This window comes from Caproicibacterium amylolyticum (genome assembly GCF_014467055.1).
GTDB classification, from domain to species: Bacteria; Bacillota; Clostridia; order Oscillospirales; family Acutalibacteraceae; genus Caproicibacterium; species Caproicibacterium amylolyticum.
The window spans coordinates 2,781,619-2,798,246 of record NZ_CP060696.1 but is presented as its reverse complement, the minus strand read 5'-3'; the positions used below and the strand labels follow the sequence as shown (position 1 = coordinate 2,798,246).

Here is a 16,628-nt window from a genome sequence, read left to right as displayed (position 1 = left end):
TTGTTCTCTTGTTCACAAACGAAGGAAAGTGATGGAATGCCATGCGTGAAAAAGCAATAGAAGCAAAACTGGTGAAGTCCGTAAAAGTCATGGGTGGCATCGCACCGAAATTCGTAAGCCCAGGTTTCGATGGAATGCCCGACCGTCTTCTGCTTCTGCCGGGTCGGAATTTTGCCTTTGTGGAAGTTAAAGCTCCCGGGATGAAACCGAGGCCTCTGCAGGTAAAGCGGAAGAGGCAGCTGGAAGCACTTGGCTTTTCAGTGTACGTCATTAACGATGAGGGGCAGATCGGAGGGATGCTGAATGAAATACGAGCCACATGAGTATCAGACCTTCGCTACAAATTTCATCCTTAAGCATCCGATTGCGGCTGTCCTGCTGGAAATGGGCCTTGGTAAGAGTGTTATTACACTGACCGCCATCTTCGATTTGACTTTGGACAGCTTCCTGATTCGCAAGGTTCTGGTCATCGCCCCGCTGCGTGTCGCCCGTGATACATGGCCTGCTGAAATTGATAAATGGGATCATCTCCGCGGGCTGACCTATACGGTAGCAATCGGAAGTGAAGCCCAGCGGAAAACAGCACTCCTGCAGAAGGCTCAGATTTATCTGATCAACCGCGAAAATGTAGACTGGTTGGTAAATAAAAGCGGTTTGACATTTGACTACGATATGGTAGTAATCGACGAGCTTTCGTCCTTCAAAGCGTATTCTTCCAAACGATTCCGGGCGCTTCGGAAAGTCCGCCCCAGCGTAAAAAGGATGGTTGGTCTGACCGGAACGCCGTCTTCCAACGGTTTGGTCGATCTGTGGGCTGAAATCGGAATCCTAGATATGGGTCGGCGGCTTGGAAGGTATATCACGCATTTCCGCAGCAGCTTTTTTGTACCGGACAAACGCAATCAGCAGATAGTTTTCAGTTACAAACCGAAACCCGGCGCGGAAGATGAAATATATCGCCTCATCTCCGACATCACCATCAGCATGAAAAATACTGATTACTTGAAACTGCCAGAGCTAGTGATCAATGAGGTTTCTGTGCGGCTTTCCGAAGAAGAACGGCAGCACTACCAGACTATGAAGGCAGAAATGGTTTTTTCGTTCAAGGGCAAGGAGATTGACGCCGCCAACGCAGCAGCCCTGTCGGGCAAGCTGCTCCAGATGGCCAACGGCGCTGTGTATGATGGAAACGGAGGCGTTGCCCGCATCCATGACCGCAAACTGGACGCGCTGGAAGACCTCATTGAAGCGGCAAATGGCAAGCCTGTTCTGATTGCCTACTGGTTCAAGCATGATTTGGAGCGGATACTGGAACGATTCCCGACAGAACGGCTGGACAGCACCGACTCTATCCGGCGGTGGAACAGCGGCGAAATTTCCATAGCGGCAATCCATCCAGCTTCCGCGGGCCACGGGCTGAACCTGCAGGCGGGCGGCTCCACTCTCGTATGGTTCGGATTGACGTGGAGTCTCGAACTTTACCAACAGACCAACGCCCGCCTCTGGCGGCAGGGACAGAAGGAAACGGTGGTCATTCACCACATTATCGCCCGCGACACGATCGATGAGCAGGTGATGGCCGCTCTTAAACGAAAAGACAAAACCCAGTCCGCACTGATTGATGCGGTCAGGGCAAATTTGGAGGGAATTTAAGATGAATAATTTTTTAACCTGCGCTTCACGCAACTCTGATAATACCTGCAGAAAGCTGATGGTTCCGTGTTCAGGGAACGAGTGCCCTTTCTGCCAGACAGAGGCGGAAGCCGCCGCGTCCAAAGAAAAATCAGATGCCCGGCTTCGTTCCCTTGGTGAAATAGGACAGCGGTATATTTCCGAAAAGTATTATGAAGGTTCCCACCCGTGGATGAACGGCGGTGTCAAAGGATGAATGCCAAGGAATATCTTAGCCAGGCATTCCGCATCGACCAGCGGATCAATTCAAAGCTGGAACAGGTCGCTTCGCTGCGTGGGCTGGCCATAAAAGCCGTATCCACCCTGTCGGACACCCCGCGCAGCGCAAGCCCCGATATCCAGCCGATGGAAACCATCATCGCCAAAATGGTCGACCTGGAAGCGGAGATTAACTACGATATTAATCGGCTGGTTGATTTAAAGAAAGAGCTGGTCGAAGTTATAAAAGCAGTCAAAAACCCAGAGTATCAGACACTGCTTGAGCTTCGCTACCTTTGCTTCAAAAGCTGGAGACAGATATCGGCTATAATGAAATACAGCTCTAAACATGTTTTCTATCTTCACGGCAAGGCACTGGAAGCTGTTTCCGCCTTGCGAAGTTCGTACCTTTTGGGATAGTATCGTACCTGCTTCCTGTGATACCATTACAATTGCAAAGAGTATAAAGAAGGACACACGGATCTGTCTTAATCCGAGTGTCCTTTCCTTATGCCCGAACGAGGTGATTCCGATGCCATATCGACCCAAGCGACCGTGCTCTTACCCCGGATGCCCGAACCTGACGAACGGGCGGTTCTGCGAGGAACATGCTAAAGAAGAAGCCAAACGATACGAACATTACCAACGCGACCCGGTCACCCGCAAGCGTTACGGTCGTGAGTGGATACGCATCCGCAATCAGTACATTGCTGCCCATCCTCTCTGCGAACAGTGCCGCAAGCATGAACGTATCACACCCGCTGAGGAAGTACATCACATCAAGCCGCTCTCTCTGGGCGGCACCAATGATTTTGATAATCTTATGGCGCTTTGCACCTCCTGCCATTCGGAGATTACTGCCAGAGAAGGCGGACGCTGGGGGCGGTAGGGGCGGTCGAAATCTCTACAGCTATTTTATCGAGCAACGGGCGTGGGGCTTCGTGTTAAAAAACGCGGTTTCAAACGGAGTAATAGCCCCTCTGCGAATGTGAGGTGAACAATTTGGCAAAGGATGGCACAAACCGTGGCGGCGCCCGCGCTGGTGCGGGTGCAAAAAAGAAACCGATAGCCGACAAAATCGCAGAAGGCAATCCCGGCGGCAGAAAGCTGACTGTCATGGAATTTTCGGACACAGCGAATTTGCAGGGTCAGGCGATGCCGGAGCCGAACAAAATGCTCGAAGCCACACAGAAGGATGGCAAGACGCTCGTCGCGAGTGAAATATACAAATCCACCTGGCAGTGGCTGAATGAGCGCGGCTGTGCCGCTCTCGTATCCCCGCAGTTACTGGAACGTTACGCCATGAGCGTGGCGCGTTGGATTCAATGCGAGGAAGCGGTTACCGAATATGGCTTTCTGGCGAAACACCCCACCACGGGCAACGCGATTCAAAGCCCTTATGTGGCAATGGGTCAGAACTATATGAACCAGACCAACCGCCTGTGGTATGAAATTTTCCAGATTGTGAAGGAAAACTGCACCGGCGAGTACAGCGACGCGAATCCGCAGGATGATGTGATGGAGCGGCTGCTCTCGGCAAGGCGAGGAAAATAACATACACAGATTGGAGATACCCATATGCAGATAGAAAAGCTGAAAACTGACCGTCTTATCCCAGCGGATTACAATCCCCGTAAAGACCTTAAGCCGGGCGACCCGGAGTACGAAAAGTTGAGACGCTCCATCGAGCAGTTCGGTTATGTTGAACCCGTTATATGGAATAAGATCACCTCTCATGTTGTCGGCGGTCACCAGCGTTTGAAGGTGCTGCTTGATATGGGCATCACCGAAGTCGAGTGCGTGGTGGTCGAGATGGACGCCGAAAAGGAAAAGGCGCTCAACATTGCGCTCAATAAAATCAGCGGTGACTGGGATAAAGACAAGCTGGCTCTCCTCATCGCCGACCTGCAGGGAGCAAACTTCGACGTATCACTTACGGGCTTCGACCCCGGAGAGATTGATGACCTTTTCAAGGATTCCTTGAAAGACGGTATCAAAGACGACGATTTTGATGTGGACGCGGAACTGCAAAAGCCCGCCGTCACAAAACCTGGTGATGTCTGGATGCTTGGCCGCCACCGGCTGGTCTGCGGCGACAGCACCACGGCAGGCACCTTTACCGCTCTGATGGACGGCAAGCTGGCAAATCTGGTTGTGACCGACCCGCCGTACAATGTGAACTATGAAGGAACGGCGGGTAAAATTAAAAACGACAATATGGAAAGCGGAGCGTTCTACGGTTTTCTGCTTGCGGCGTTTACGAACACCGAAGCGGCAATGGCGCAGGACGCTTCTGTTTATGTATTCCACGCCGACACAGAGGGACTCAATTTTCGCAAGGCATTCTCCGACGCGGGATTTTACCTCTCCGGGACTTGTATCTGGAAGAAGCAGTCCCTTGTTCTTGGGCGCTCGCCTTACCAATGGCAGCATGAACCCGTTCTCTTCGGTTGGAAAAAGAAAGGTAAGCACAACTGGTACGCGGACCGCAAGCAGACTACCATCTGGGAATTTGAGAAACCCAAGAAAAACGCCGACCACCCCACCATGAAGCCGATTGCGCTCCTGGCATATCCCATTATGAACAGCAGCCTCACAAACTGCATTGTGCTCGACCCCTTTGGCGGCAGCGGGTCTACACTCATTGCCTGCGAACAGTCCAACAGGATTTGCTTTACCATTGAGCTTGACGAAAAATACTGCGATGTCATTGTAAAACGGTACATTGAGCAGGCTGGGAATGCGGACGGTGTTTCCGTGATGCGCGACGGGCTGTCGTACAAATATGGTGAACTGCCGGGGGTGAGCGTTGATGGGTAAGCTCACCCTCGGTTCACTGTTTGATGGCTCCGGCGGATTTCCGCTCGGCGGTTTGCTCTGCGGTATCGAACCGCTCTGGTCAAGCGAGATTGAGCCGTTCCCGATACGGGTCACCACAAAGCGGATACCGCAGATGAAGCGCTACGGCGACATTTCCACTCTGAACGGAGCGGATTTGCCGCCGGTTGATATTATAACCTTCGGCTCGCCCTGTACCGATATGTCGGTCGCCGGGAAGCGAGCCGGTCTGGATGGAAGTCAATCCGTCCTTTTTTATGAAGCGATACGAATCATAAAAGAAATGAGGTGCAAAACCGATGGCCGATATCCAAGATACGCAATCTGGGAAAATGTTCCCGGCGCGTTCAGTTCAAATAAAGGCGCCGATTTCAAGGCGGTCCTCGAAGCGGTCGTCGGCATCGCCCGGCCGAACGCCGAGGTGTCTGTGCCAGAAAACGGCAGATGGCCTTACGCCGACTGCTATATGGGTGACGGATGGAGCGTTGCTTACCGAACTGTCGACGCGCAATTTTTCGGAGTGCCCCAACGCCGCCGCAGAATCTACCTTGTCGCAGATTTTACAGGCGGATGTGCCTTTGAAGTACTATTTGAGCGCAAAGGCGTGTCAAGGGATTTTGCGCCGCGCGGCGCTTCGTGGCAAGGAACTGCCCGAAATGCTGAGGGCGGCGCTGGAACATCAGGCGACAGCGTAACCTGCCTCAACGACCAGGGCGGCGGTTTTATGTCGGCTTCGGATAATGTCACAGCGACGCTCCGGGCTGAGGAACACGGGCATCCGCCCTGCGTCATACAGTCGAATGGCTTCTGCACTGAACACAGCGCAAAGAGCCGAAGTGTCGGTTATGAAGAGGAACGCTCTCCCACGCTTCGCGCCGGGGTTATGCCGGGTGTCGCAATTGAAAACCATCCGACGGACAGCCGCATCAAAATAAGTGAGGACGGCAAAGTCCAGACGCTTAGCGGTCGTATGGGAACAGGCGGCATGAATGTCCCGCTGACCATGCAGGCCTACGGCATCTGCTCCGACAAAAGCAACTCCATGCTGTCGGAAAATCCGCTCAGTGGTATCTATGAAGCGGAAATCTCGCGTACCATCGACGCCAACGGAGGAAACCCCGGCTGCAACCAAGGCGGCATCGCCGTTGTCGCGCTGCAAGGCCCTATGCTCGGCCGCAAAGAAAAGAACAGGCCGCAAGGCAGCGGCATCAATGAGGATGTGAGTTTTTCACTCACCGCCGCCGACCGTCATGCAGTGGCTTACGCCATGACAACAGGCTATTTTTCCGAAGTGCATGAGGACATGGCGGCGACGCTTATGGCGCGGGATTACAAGGATATGCAAATCGTGAATCAGCCGCAATATGCCGTCCGCAGGCTGACACCCACCGAGTGCGCCCGGCTTCAAGGCTTCCCGGATTACTGGTGTTCCGACCTTGGTACGGAAAATCCGACCGAGGATGAAATCGCATTCTGGTCTGAGGTCTGGGAAACGCACCGTAAAATCATCGGCGCAAGCGAGAAACCCAAAAGTCGCAGACAGATTATCAAATGGCTGAAAAATCCGCACTCCGACGCCGCCGAATATAAGATGTGGGGAAACGGCGTGGCTTTGCCCTGCGTCTGCTTTGTACTGACGGGCATTGTGTTTATGAACCATTAGGTTCATTGTACACAAGAAACCGCCGAATACTCGGTACAGTATTCTCCGCAGAAATCGCATAAAACCGTTGCTATATAAGCGGTTTAGAGTGATTAATGTAATACCGAAAAAGAAAGGCGGTACGAAAAATGCAAATTAACTACAATGTTACAGGAGAAAAACGCAAATCACTGGTCGGCGCAATCAGTCAGGAACTGAATGTTCCAATCAAATATCTCGGTGCGCCTACATTCACCTATGAAGTGGGCAGCTACCATATCGACAAGAATGGGACGGTCACAGGTCCCGACAATCTTGATTTGGAGAATGCCTTGCACCAACAGGGGTTTGACACCGAAGAACGCGAGTATGACGAACCCGACCGGCTGACCATCGAAATGCCCCGTTCGGCTTTTACCGACGCGGCGCTTGAAAACCTTAAGCGACTGGTGGAAAGCAAGACCAACCTTATTAAAAAGGCGCTCGGCACGGAAACACTCAAACTTGAAATAACAGATGACAAGGTGCGGTTTCCATGGTTTGAGGATGGTACAGACCCTGACGCAGTCAAGGCATGCACACATTTTGTCACAGCCTTATGTGACATGGCGAAAACACAGCAGAGGGTCAGTGCGACCGAAAGGCCTGTGGACAATGAAAAGTACGCACTCCGCTGCTTCCTTCTCCGGCTCGGCTTTATCGGTGCGGAGTATAAAGAGGAGCGCAAAATTCTGCTTTCAAAACTAACCGGCAGTTCTGCTTTCAAGAATCCGGTTGCGGGAGGTGCTGACAATGAATAACTTTCCATCAAGAGAAATCGTTGAGCGAATCCGCAAGCAGTACCCGGTGGGCTGTCGTGTGGAGCTTCTCCGTATGGATGATGTCCAAGCGCCGCCAATCGGTACGAAAGGCACCGTGCGGTATGTGGACGACCTCGGCAGTTTGGGCATTGCGTGGGACAACGGCAGTTCGCTCCAAGTGGTCTACGGTGAGGATTTGTGCAGGAAACTGGGGGACACAAGTGATGGACAGTAAAGTGAAAGAGCAAATTCTCGCTATCCGTAAAACCGCGCTTACAAATATGTTCGACACCCTCGCCGTTCAGCGCATAGCCCATGAAATGAACTTCTTTGAACTGGTGGTTTTTCTTGAGGAGCATAAAGACAAATACGTCCGTTTTATCCTCACAGGAGAAGAATAGCGGCTGTAAACTACACTATTCTGGGGTGGTATTTGCTCGAAAGATCGTGTAGATTATACCCGGATTGATCGCGTAATTTCCTGGATATCGTGTGCTTTCAGAGTTAATATGTGACTACCGAAAGAGAAAAACACACCAAACGGAGGAAATGAAAATGAACGAAAAGCAGATAAAGCAAATCGAAAGCCAACTGCCGCAGGGCGAGAGAATCGACAGAATGTACACTGCCTTTGAGGGCGGCATCAGAGTGATTACCAAAAACGCTGACGGCTTTGAAATCCGCTACAACGTGAGTTTCGACGCCGACGGCAGCGCCAGCATCAAAAGGTTTTAAGCAGGACGCGCCGGAGACGGCGTGTGTCTCGTACAGATAGATTTTGGAGGCTTGCTCTTGCAAACGTTGCAATCGGCAGGTCTGTTTTTATGCCCGAAGGGAGGCGGCGGATATACGGAGGCTCAGAAAATACGCTCCGACACGGTTCAAGTCGGCGGATTCCGCTTATGACAAGTCCGCCGCCGACTATGCGGTGTCTTTTATACAAGCGCTCTGTCATACCAAAGGCACGTGGGCGGGTAAGCCGTTTGAGCTTATCGACTGGCAGGAGCAGATTATCCGTGATGTATTCGGAACGCTCAAAGCCAACGGTTACCGGCAATTCAACACCGCTTATGTGGAAATACCGAAAAAGATGGGAAAAAGTGAGCTTGCGGCGGCTGTTGCCCTGCTGCTCACCTGCGGCGATAATGAGGAACGCGCCGAAGTGTATGGATGCGCCGCCGACCGCAACCAGGCGTCCATCGTGTTCAATGTGGCGGCGGATATGGTTCGGATGTGCCCGGCATTGTCGAAACGGGTAAAAATCCTTGATTCTATGAAGCGGCTGATTTTTCATCCAACGGGCAGTATCTATCAGGTGCTGTCCGCCGACGTCGGCAACAAGCATGGCTTCAATACTCACGGCGTGGTGTTTGATGAGCTTCACACGCAACCGAACCGAAAGCTCTACGACGTTATGACCAAGGGAAGCGGCGACGCGAGAATGCAGCCACTGTATTTTCTAATTACAACTGCCGGTGATAACCAGAACAGCATCTGCTGGGAGGTACATCAAAAGGCGCTGGATATTTTGAATGGCAGAAAGCACGACCCTGCTTTCTATCCTGTAATCTACGGTGCCGCGCCGGAAGATGACTGGACAGACCCCAAGGTATGGAAAAAAGCGAATCCCTCGCTCGGAATCACGGTCGGAATCGACAAGGTAAAAGCTGCCTGTGAGAGCGCAAAGCAGAATCCTGCAGAGGAAAACAGCTTCCGTCAGCTTCGTTTGAACCAGTGGGTTAAACAGGCGGTGCGCTGGATGCCAATGGACAAATGGAATAAATGCGCTTTCCCCGTAAACGCAGATAACCTGCGCGGGCGCGTCTGCTATGGCGGGCTTGACCTCTCATCATCCACGGATATAACGGCGTTCGTGCTGGTATTCCCACCGCTTGATGAAGAGGACAAATACAACATTCTGCCGTTCTTCTGGATACCGGAGGACAACATCGACCTGCGTGTTCGCCGCGACCATGTGCAATATGACCTCTGGGAGAAACAGGGACACCTGCTGACCACCGAAGGAAATGTTGTGCATTACGGATATATCGAAAAATTCATTGAAAAGCTAGGCGAAAAATACAACATCCGCGAGATTGCCTTTGACCGATGGGGCGCGGTGCAGATGACGCAGAACCTTGAGGGGCTGGGCTTTACGGTCGTGCCTTTTGGGCAGGGTTTCAAGGATATGTCTCCGCCGACCAAGGAACTAATGAAACTGACCTTGGAGGAAAAACTCGCCCATGGCGGGCATCCTGTTTTGCGGTGGATGATGGATAACATCTACATCCGCACCGACCCTGCCGGAAACATTAAGGCCGACAAGGAAAAGTCCACCGAGAAAATTGACGGCACAGTGGCGACGATTATGGCACTCGACCGTGCAATACGGTGCGGGAATGACAATTCGGCTTCGGTCTATGATGAACGGGGAATTTTAATTTTATAGGATTACTTGCAATTTGCCGAACGATTGCATATTGTAAAGTAAATAATGAACTTCGGATAAGTTATAAACGAAGCAGCAAAAACTGTAAAGTGGAAAAACTAGGAATTGATCACAAGTACAATACGTGTTAAGATGGAGATAATTTTTGAAAGATAGGGGTTATAGCATTGATGGGCTCGAGTAAAGGAAGTGGCAATACTCCACAGGCTTTTCCACACAGAACCTCAGTGACCATAAAGGGTATGATGATTCTGCTGTTCATTCTCTCTTTTTTCTCTCTTCCTTCAGGACTGGCTCTTGAGTCGGCACAGCTTTCATTCAGTGCGGCAGCCACTGATTATTCATGGATGTTCTTTCTGTTGCTTCCCATTCCATTGGCTAACTTAATATTAGGTGTGGTGTATAAGCGAAGGGGTTTTAAAACAACAAAAAATATTATTGTTGGGATAATTTTTACTATTTTACTTTGTATTTATGGTTCCTTCACTTTTATATTTAGTGGCACTTACTTACACAATTTATCTTTTATTGATGATATCTCATCAGAAGTCCATTTTAGTCTACCGGATAGAGGTCATATCACAACACAGAAATTTCAGGAAAACGTCCCAAATTCATCATCCGTGTCAACTACGTCAAAAGTGGTTGAAGATTCCGTAAATTATTACTCCATGAGTAGTATTGAATTCACCGATGAAGAGCAGATTTCGGCTTTTAAAACGGCGGTAAACGGCAGCAAATTCTGGGTGACCACTGTAACTACACCGCTTTCCAGCATCATCCCCATGTTATACTCCACACAGAGTTCTGAATTCAATTATTTTATGGTCTATAATGTAAACTTGGGAACGTACAATACCGTTCCCAGCAAATCCGGCAATTATAGATTTATCTATATTGCTTACGACAGTAGTGGAAACAAAATGCTGATTGGTGAGTACACTTATAATGTCACTTTATAATAATTCCCATTATGCCTGCGAATGTAAATTTAAAGGTGTTAATTATGAGAATTAAGTGAAGCATAATTCAACAGCAAAAGACCAAAGGACGACCAATCGGCCGTCCTTTTCTTATACCCATTTTTCGGAGGTGACGCCATTTGAGTATCTTTACCGGTCTGTTCCGTTCCCGCGATAAGCCCCAGAACCGTGTCGGCAGCGCGTTCTCGTTCCTGTTCGGCAGCACGACATCGGGCAAAACGGTCAACGAGCGGACTGCCATGCAGACCACGGCGGTGTATGCCTGCGTTAGGATACTGGCCGAAGCCATCGCCGGGCTGCCGCTGCACGTCTACCGGTACCGGACGGATGGCGGCAAGGAACGCATCCCTCAGCACCCGCTGTATTCCCTGCTTCATGATGAGCCAAACTCGGAGATGACTTCATTTGTGTTTCGAGAGACACTAATGAGTCATCTTTTGCTTTGGGGCAACGCCTACGCGCAGGTGGTACGAAATGGGCGGGGGCAAGTTGTCGCACTCTACCCACTGCTTCCGAACAAGATGGAAGTTAACCGAGCGGTAGATGGTGAACTTCTTTACACCTATTACCGCGACGCGGACGAAAGTGGAATCAAGCCGGAGGGCGGCTATATTACGCTTCGCAGGGACGAGGTACTTCACATCCCCGGCCTAGGCTTTGATGGTCTGATTGGCTACAGTCCCATCGCCATGGCGAAAAATGCCATCGGAATGTCGCTTGCCACCGAAGAATATGGCGCGTCGTTCTTCGCCAACGGGGCAAATCCCGGCGGAGTGCTGGAACACCCCGGTGTTATCAAGGATATTCAGCGGGTCAAGGACAGCTGGAACACCGCCTATCAGGGCAGCGGTAACGCCCATAAGGTTGCTGTGCTGGAAGAAGGGATGAAGTTTCAGGCCATCGGAATTCCGCCGGAACAGGCGCAGTTTCTGGAGACGAGGAAGTTCCAGATCGATGAAATCGCTCGGATATTCCGTGTTCCGCCACATATGGTCGGAGACCTTGAAAAATCCAGCTTTTCAAATATCGAACAGCAGTCGCTGGAATTTGTAAAGTACACCCTCGACCCGTGGGTGGTGCGCTGGGAACAGTCTCTTCAACAGTCGCTGATTTTGCCATCCGAAAAGCCGTCGCTGTTTATAAAGTTTAACTTGGACGGTTTGCTCCGCGGCGATTATGCCAGCCGCATGAGCGGCTACGCCACGGGGCGGCAGAATGGTTGGTTCTCGGCGAACGACATCCGCGAGCTGGAAGATATGAATCGCATTTCCGCCGTGGAGGGTGGTGACCTGTATCTGATTAACGGCAACATGACAAAGCTGGCGGACGCGGGCGCGTTTGCCGCAAATCAATCAAAGGAGGTTAGTAGATGAAAAAATTTTGGAACTGGGTTCGGAATGAAACAACTGAAGAGCGTACCCTCTACCTCAACGGCGTCATTTCCGACGAGACCTGGTGGGGCGATGAGGTTACGCCCAAGCTGTTCAAGGATGAATTGCTTGCCGGGAGCGGCAATGTCGCCATTTGGATCAATTCCCCCGGCGGCGATGTATTTGCGGCGGCTCAGATCTACAACATGCTCATGGACTACACCGGAAAAGTCACGGTTAAAATTGACGGCATGGCTGCATCGGCGGCCAGTGTCATCGCAATGGCGGGCGGCGACGTGTATATGTCGCCTGTGTCAATGCTGATGATCCACAATCCATCAACAATCGCTATCGGTGATAGTGAGGAAATGCTCCGTGCCAAGGCTCTGCTGGACGAAATCAAGGAAAGCATCATCAACGCTTACGAATTGAAGTCCGGGCTTTCCCGCGCAAAACTCTCGCACCTCATGGACGCAGAAACCTGGATGAATGCAAACAAGGCTATTGAACTGGGCTTTGCCGATAAGGTCTTGTTTGAGGAGGGCGAGCCGACCGAATCGGCGGACAGTTTCGTCTTCAGCCGGGCGGCGGTAACAAATTCGCTTATCAGCAGGCTGCCGAAAAGAGAAAAGCCGAAGACTGGTACCCCGATTGAATCGCTTGAAAAGCGGCTTAATCTTTTAAAAGTCTAAAATCGATTATTTCAGTTGGATTGCGATTGGCTTGATTCAGTAACGGCGTATATATCATTTGTATAATCAATTTCATCACCCTCGGGAGTAACCAATTGGAACAGAATACTTTCTTTTGGATTGTAGGGCGACAAATCCTTACTGGGTATTAGCAAGGCCTGCAATCCGTTAAGAGATGGTCTTCCGATAACCACAACCTGATTTCCAAGCGTAACAATTTTATCGACTTTTGTCAGCATTACCACCAGCACGATGTTTTCAAATGGAGTTCTTGTGGGAATCTGAAATTTATCACTTTCATCCCAAATTCCGAGATCATGGGTGAAATCGTAGAATACTGAAGCCGTAGGATAGGTGACGAAAATACGGTGCATGGCATAGTGAATACGATTAGGAACATAGCTCCAGCGGCCGTAGGAACTATGCCAGTATTCTTTATATGCCTGACGTTTCCAATCCGGATTATTGTAGGCAAACTGTAAAGGAATCTCTTTTCCGTTTTTCATTACTTCGCTGACAGGTACCGTTTTTGTCGGATATGGAAGTTCGAATGACGGGTCGTCAATATTCTTTGGTGTTTCAGGTTCTATCTTCCACATGGACGTGCTGAGTACGGCAATTGCCTGATGATCATGAAAATTGCAGATAATTGATGCAGCAAAAATAATTACCGCGCAAATTAAAGCGACTCGGAGAATATGCTTTTTCGGCATGACTATAACGCAGTTTTTCACATTCTCATCTCCCGTTTATCCCTAATCATTTATATTCCCGGGAGATGCCTATATTTCATTTAACTATATAAAATTAGGAGGAAAAATTATGAGTAAAATTCTGGAACTGCGCGAGAAACGCGCAAAAGCGTGGGACGTGGCGAAAGCGTTCCTTGACACCAAGCGCGGCGGTGACGGGCTTCTGTCCGCTGAGGATACCGCCACTTACGACAAGATGGAAGCAGACGTGGTGGCACTCGGCAAGGAGATCGACCGTCTGGAGCGCCAGACCGCCATCGACGCAGAACTTGAGAAAGCAACCAGCAATCCGATCACCAACACCCCAACTGGCGGCACGGAGGAAAAAACCGGACGCGCGACCGCCGAATACAAAAAGGCGTTCTGGAACGTGATGCGTGCGAAAAATCCGCACTACGATGTGATGAACGCCCTACAGATCGGCACCGATTCTGAGGGTGGATACCTTGTGCCGGACGAGTTTGAACGTAGCCTTGTAGAAGCACTCGAGGAACAAAACATCTTCCGCACTCTGGCAAACGTCATTACGACTTCTTCCGGAGACCGCAAGATTCCCGTTGTGGCGACCAAGGGCACCGCTTCGTGGGTCGATGAGGAAGGTGCAATTCCCGAAAGTGATGACAGCTTCGGGCAGGTGTCTATCGGCGCCTACAAACTGGCAACCATGATCAAGGTTTCCGAGGAACTGCTCAATGACAGCGTGTTCAACCTCGAAAGCTATATCACCAAGGAATTCGCCCGCAGGATTGGCAACAAGGAAGAGGAAGCCTTCTTCACGGGCGACGGCACGGGCAAGCCGGTGGGCATTTTGAACGCAACCGGCGGCGCGCAGGTCGGCGTGACCTCTGCGGGCGCGACTGCCATCACGCTGGACGAAATGCTCGACCTGTTCTACAGCCTGAAAGCGCCTTACCGCAACAGGGCGGCGTTTGTCATGAACGACTCCACCATCAAGGCCATCCGCAAGCTGAAGGATTCCACCGGTCAGTACCTCTGGCAGCCATCAATCAAGGAAGCGACACCAGATACCATTCTCAACCGCCCGCTGTATACCTCGGCATATGTCCCTGCCATTGCGGCAGCCGCGAAGGCTGTCGTGTTCGGGGATTTCTCCTATTACTGGGTGGCCGACCGTCAGGGTCGGGTTTTCAAACGCCTGAACGAATTGTTCGCCGCTACGGGTCAGGTTGGCTTTATTGCTACCCAGCGTGTGGACGGCAAGCTGATTCTGCCTGAAGCGATCAAGGTACTACAGCAGAAGGCATCATAACCGGAGGTGCAACGGTATGAGTTTAATCGATACCCTGCTGCCAAAGGTCAAGGCAAATCTCATATTGGAAAACGGCACGGATGACGACCTTCTGAAAGGTTACATCCGTGCCGCTGTTTCCTACGCCGAAAGCTATCAGCATATCGTATCGGGTTATTACGAGGAGAACGCTGTGCCGCCCACCACTGAACAGGCTGTCATTATGCTGGCATCCCACTTTTACGAAAGTCGGGACGGCAGCACCGGCGGCTTCTTCGCGGATAACGTTCAGGCCGGACAGCAGGTGTGGGAAACCGTCAACCTGCTGTTGAGGCTTGATCGCACATGGAAAATGTAAGGATCGAATTTTATTTTGCGCACAGGCAAAACGGGTGGCCTTCAGGATCGAACATGGTTACCCAATCACCGCCGCCATACTGACTTTCCGCTTTGACTGCACCGATTGCTTCCGCCTGCTTTACTGCGGTCAGTAACTCGTCAACCTGAAAATCAAAGTGCATCTGCTTTTGCTGTTTTCCGGGCTGCTCCGGCCATACGGGACGTATATAATCGAAATCATCCGCCTGCATAAACAAAAGCACAATACCGCTTTGACTGCTCACTGCGGGACAGTCATACTTTTCACACTTTTCCCAACCGAGAAGTTCAGCGTAAAAATCTTGAAGTTTCCGTGCATCTTTGCAGTCAATTGCAACGTTACCCAAACAAACACCTGTAATCATAAAAGCACCTCACAAATTATTTTTTCATTTTTATCATAATCTGTTGATCTGTTCCTGTCAATCTTTTCAATGACGGAGGTATAAGCGCATGAGCTTTGGCAAAATGAACACCTTCATCGATATCATTAGCACCGCCCCCAGCAAAGATGATGAGGGCTTTGTCACCGAGGGCGACACCATCCTTGCTTCTGTGAGGGCATATAAGGAAGATCGGCACGGAAATGAGCGATGGGCAAATATGGCGGCATTCTCCACCGCTTCGGCGATGTTCCAGTTTCGCAAGATTCCGGGCGTAGAAATTTCTACGTCCCTTTTCATTTTCTGTGCCGACGGCAGGTACCGGGTTCTCAGTGTAGAAAACGTCCGTGGCCGCGGCATGTATCTTGAGGTTCTGGCCGAAAAGCTGGAACCGTCTGTGAGGTGACAGATATGGCACGAGTGGATTTCAAAATGCCGGAGGAGTTTCTTCTGAAAGTTTCCCGGCTGGCAGAGCAGACCGATGTGATCATTCCAAAGGTACTGGAAGCTGGCGGCAGCGTAGTGCTTGAAAAGGTGAAAAGCAACCTCGCTTCTGTAATTGGAAAAGGCACGAAAACCGAAAGCCGCTCCACAGGCGAACTGTTCTCCGCACTCGGTGTCACAGATGCCCGTCAGGACCGGGACGGCAACTACAATGTGAAGGTTGGGTTTGCAGAGCCACGCTCCGATGCCCGGAGCCCGGGTGGCGGAGTGAGCAACGCCAAAATTGCCGCCGTTCTGGAATACGGCAAACACGGTCAGCCCGCAAAACCTTTTTTGAAGCCCGCTAAATCCACTTCACGGAAAGCCTGCATTGCGGCGATGACCGCCAAACTGGACGAGGAAATCGAGGGCTTATGAGCACTTTATCGGAACTGAACACGCTGCTGGGCGCGTTGGGCATCGCGGTGGAGACCGGCGTTTTTCAAGAGAAAGCCCCGGATGAATATGTGGTAATCACTCCGCTCGCCGATACCTTTGAGCTTCACGCGGACGACCGGCCCCGTCAGGAGATACAGGAGGCGCGGCTTTCCCTGTTCTCCAAAAACAATTACCAGCAGAGGAAAAACCAAATCGTCCGCTCCCTGTTGGATCACGAATTCACCGTGACCGACCGCCGCTATATCGGTCATGAGGATGATACGAATTACCATCACTATGCCATTGATGTGGCAAAAATATATGATTTGGAGGAAACTTAA

Annotated in this window: 23 protein-coding genes; 21 read left to right on the top strand and 2 right to left on the bottom strand. The window is 50.9% G+C overall.

What is annotated here, in order from left to right; translation table 11 throughout:
- Positions 1 to 41 precede the first annotated feature (41 nt).
- From H6X83_RS13485 to H6X83_RS13410, 16 genes are all read left to right on the top strand, one after another.
- Positions 42 to 323 carry a VRR-NUC domain-containing protein gene (locus H6X83_RS13485; protein ID WP_212506966.1) on the top strand — a complete coding sequence of 94 codons (282 nt, stop codon included), beginning with the start codon at positions 42 to 44 and terminating at the stop codon, positions 321 to 323.
- Positions 304 to 1,653: a DEAD/DEAH box helicase gene (locus tag H6X83_RS13480; protein WP_212506965.1), complete on the top strand. Its 1,350-nt coding sequence runs from the start codon at positions 304 to 306 to the stop codon at positions 1,651 to 1,653. Before H6X83_RS13485 ends, H6X83_RS13480 begins: the two co-directional genes overlap by 20 nt.
- 1 nt (position 1,654) lies before the next feature.
- The gene (locus tag H6X83_RS13475; protein ID WP_212506964.1) at positions 1,655 to 1,888 is read left to right on the top strand and encodes a hypothetical protein; all 234 of its coding nucleotides are present in this window, start codon (positions 1,655 to 1,657) and stop codon (positions 1,886 to 1,888) included.
- Positions 1,885 to 2,310, top strand: a complete 426-nt coding sequence (locus H6X83_RS13470) for a hypothetical protein (RefSeq protein ID WP_212506963.1) — start codon at positions 1,885 to 1,887, stop codon at positions 2,308 to 2,310. The genes H6X83_RS13475 and H6X83_RS13470 overlap by 4 nt, the downstream gene beginning before the upstream one ends.
- A gap of 112 nt (positions 2,311 to 2,422) precedes the next feature.
- The gene (locus tag H6X83_RS13465; protein WP_212506962.1) at positions 2,423 to 2,779 is read left to right on the top strand and encodes an HNH endonuclease; all 357 of its coding nucleotides are present in this window, start codon (positions 2,423 to 2,425) and stop codon (positions 2,777 to 2,779) included.
- Between the two features lie 113 nt (positions 2,780 to 2,892).
- A complete protein-coding gene (locus H6X83_RS13460; RefSeq protein WP_212506961.1) occupies positions 2,893 to 3,444 on the top strand; it encodes a P27 family phage terminase small subunit in 552 nt (183 codons plus the stop codon).
- A 24-nt stretch (positions 3,445 to 3,468) separates the two neighbouring features.
- Positions 3,469 to 4,710, top strand: coding sequence for a site-specific DNA-methyltransferase (locus H6X83_RS13455; RefSeq protein ID WP_212506960.1), 1,242 nt, complete (start codon positions 3,469 to 3,471; stop codon positions 4,708 to 4,710).
- On the top strand, positions 4,703 to 6,391 hold the full coding sequence (locus H6X83_RS13450; RefSeq protein ID WP_212506959.1) for a DNA cytosine methyltransferase: 1,689 nt from the start codon (positions 4,703 to 4,705) through the stop codon (positions 6,389 to 6,391). The genes H6X83_RS13455 and H6X83_RS13450 overlap by 8 nt, the downstream gene beginning before the upstream one ends.
- 128 nt (positions 6,392 to 6,519) lie before the next feature.
- Entirely contained in the window at positions 6,520 to 7,170 is a 651-nt protein-coding gene (locus H6X83_RS13445) for a virulence protein (RefSeq protein WP_212506958.1), read from the top strand.
- Positions 7,163 to 7,405: a DUF4314 domain-containing protein gene (locus tag H6X83_RS13440; RefSeq protein WP_212506957.1), complete on the top strand. Its 243-nt coding sequence runs from the start codon at positions 7,163 to 7,165 to the stop codon at positions 7,403 to 7,405. The genes H6X83_RS13445 and H6X83_RS13440 overlap by 8 nt, the downstream gene beginning before the upstream one ends.
- Entirely contained in the window at positions 7,395 to 7,571 is a 177-nt protein-coding gene (locus H6X83_RS13435) for a DUF5049 domain-containing protein (RefSeq protein ID WP_212506956.1), read from the top strand. The genes H6X83_RS13440 and H6X83_RS13435 overlap by 11 nt, the downstream gene beginning before the upstream one ends.
- 154 nt (positions 7,572 to 7,725) lie before the next feature.
- A complete protein-coding gene (locus tag H6X83_RS13430) occupies positions 7,726 to 7,905 on the top strand; it encodes a hypothetical protein (protein WP_212506955.1) in 180 nt (59 codons plus the stop codon).
- A 112-nt stretch (positions 7,906 to 8,017) separates the two neighbouring features.
- Positions 8,018 to 9,619 carry a terminase large subunit gene (locus tag H6X83_RS13425; protein ID WP_212508602.1) on the top strand — a complete coding sequence of 534 codons (1,602 nt, stop codon included), beginning with the start codon at positions 8,018 to 8,020 and terminating at the stop codon, positions 9,617 to 9,619.
- A gap of 170 nt (positions 9,620 to 9,789) precedes the next feature.
- Positions 9,790 to 10,581, top strand: a complete 792-nt coding sequence (locus H6X83_RS13420; RefSeq protein ID WP_212506954.1) for a hypothetical protein — start codon at positions 9,790 to 9,792, stop codon at positions 10,579 to 10,581.
- 140 nt (positions 10,582 to 10,721) lie between these two features.
- The gene (locus tag H6X83_RS13415) at positions 10,722 to 11,975 is read left to right on the top strand and encodes a phage portal protein (protein ID WP_212506953.1); all 1,254 of its coding nucleotides are present in this window, start codon (positions 10,722 to 10,724) and stop codon (positions 11,973 to 11,975) included.
- A complete protein-coding gene (locus tag H6X83_RS13410; protein WP_212506952.1) occupies positions 11,972 to 12,664 on the top strand; it encodes a head maturation protease, ClpP-related in 693 nt (230 codons plus the stop codon). Before H6X83_RS13415 ends, H6X83_RS13410 begins: the two co-directional genes overlap by 4 nt.
- 11 nt (positions 12,665 to 12,675) lie before the next feature.
- Here the strand turns inward: H6X83_RS13410 and H6X83_RS13405 are convergent, their stop codons facing one another.
- Positions 12,676 to 13,398, bottom strand: coding sequence for a hypothetical protein (locus H6X83_RS13405; RefSeq protein WP_212506951.1), 723 nt, complete (start codon positions 13,396 to 13,398; stop codon positions 12,676 to 12,678).
- A gap of 88 nt (positions 13,399 to 13,486) precedes the next feature.
- Here H6X83_RS13405 and H6X83_RS13400 point away from each other — a divergent pair, with 88 nt between their 5' ends.
- Together H6X83_RS13400 and H6X83_RS13395 are read left to right on the top strand one after the other, a co-directional pair.
- A complete protein-coding gene (locus tag H6X83_RS13400; protein ID WP_212506950.1) occupies positions 13,487 to 14,686 on the top strand; it encodes a phage major capsid protein in 1,200 nt (399 codons plus the stop codon).
- Between the two features lie 16 nt (positions 14,687 to 14,702).
- The gene (locus H6X83_RS13395) at positions 14,703 to 15,023 is read left to right on the top strand and encodes a head-tail connector protein (protein WP_212506949.1); all 321 of its coding nucleotides are present in this window, start codon (positions 14,703 to 14,705) and stop codon (positions 15,021 to 15,023) included.
- Positions 15,024 to 15,033: 10 nt separating this feature from the next.
- On the opposite strand, the gene H6X83_RS13390 is transcribed toward H6X83_RS13395, so the two are convergent.
- A complete protein-coding gene (locus tag H6X83_RS13390; protein ID WP_212506948.1) occupies positions 15,034 to 15,408 on the bottom strand; it encodes a VOC family protein in 375 nt (124 codons plus the stop codon).
- A gap of 88 nt (positions 15,409 to 15,496) precedes the next feature.
- On the opposite strand from H6X83_RS13390, the gene H6X83_RS13385 reads away from it, so the two are divergent.
- From H6X83_RS13385 to H6X83_RS13375, 3 genes are read left to right on the top strand one after another with little or no spacing between them, the layout of a single operon-like run.
- A complete protein-coding gene (locus tag H6X83_RS13385; protein WP_212506947.1) occupies positions 15,497 to 15,832 on the top strand; it encodes a head-tail adaptor protein in 336 nt (111 codons plus the stop codon).
- Between the two features lie 5 nt (positions 15,833 to 15,837).
- Entirely contained in the window at positions 15,838 to 16,287 is a 450-nt protein-coding gene (locus H6X83_RS13380) for an HK97 gp10 family phage protein (protein WP_212506946.1), read from the top strand.
- Positions 16,284 to 16,628, top strand: a complete 345-nt coding sequence (locus tag H6X83_RS13375) for a hypothetical protein (protein ID WP_212506945.1) — start codon at positions 16,284 to 16,286, stop codon at positions 16,626 to 16,628. The genes H6X83_RS13380 and H6X83_RS13375 overlap by 4 nt, the downstream gene beginning before the upstream one ends.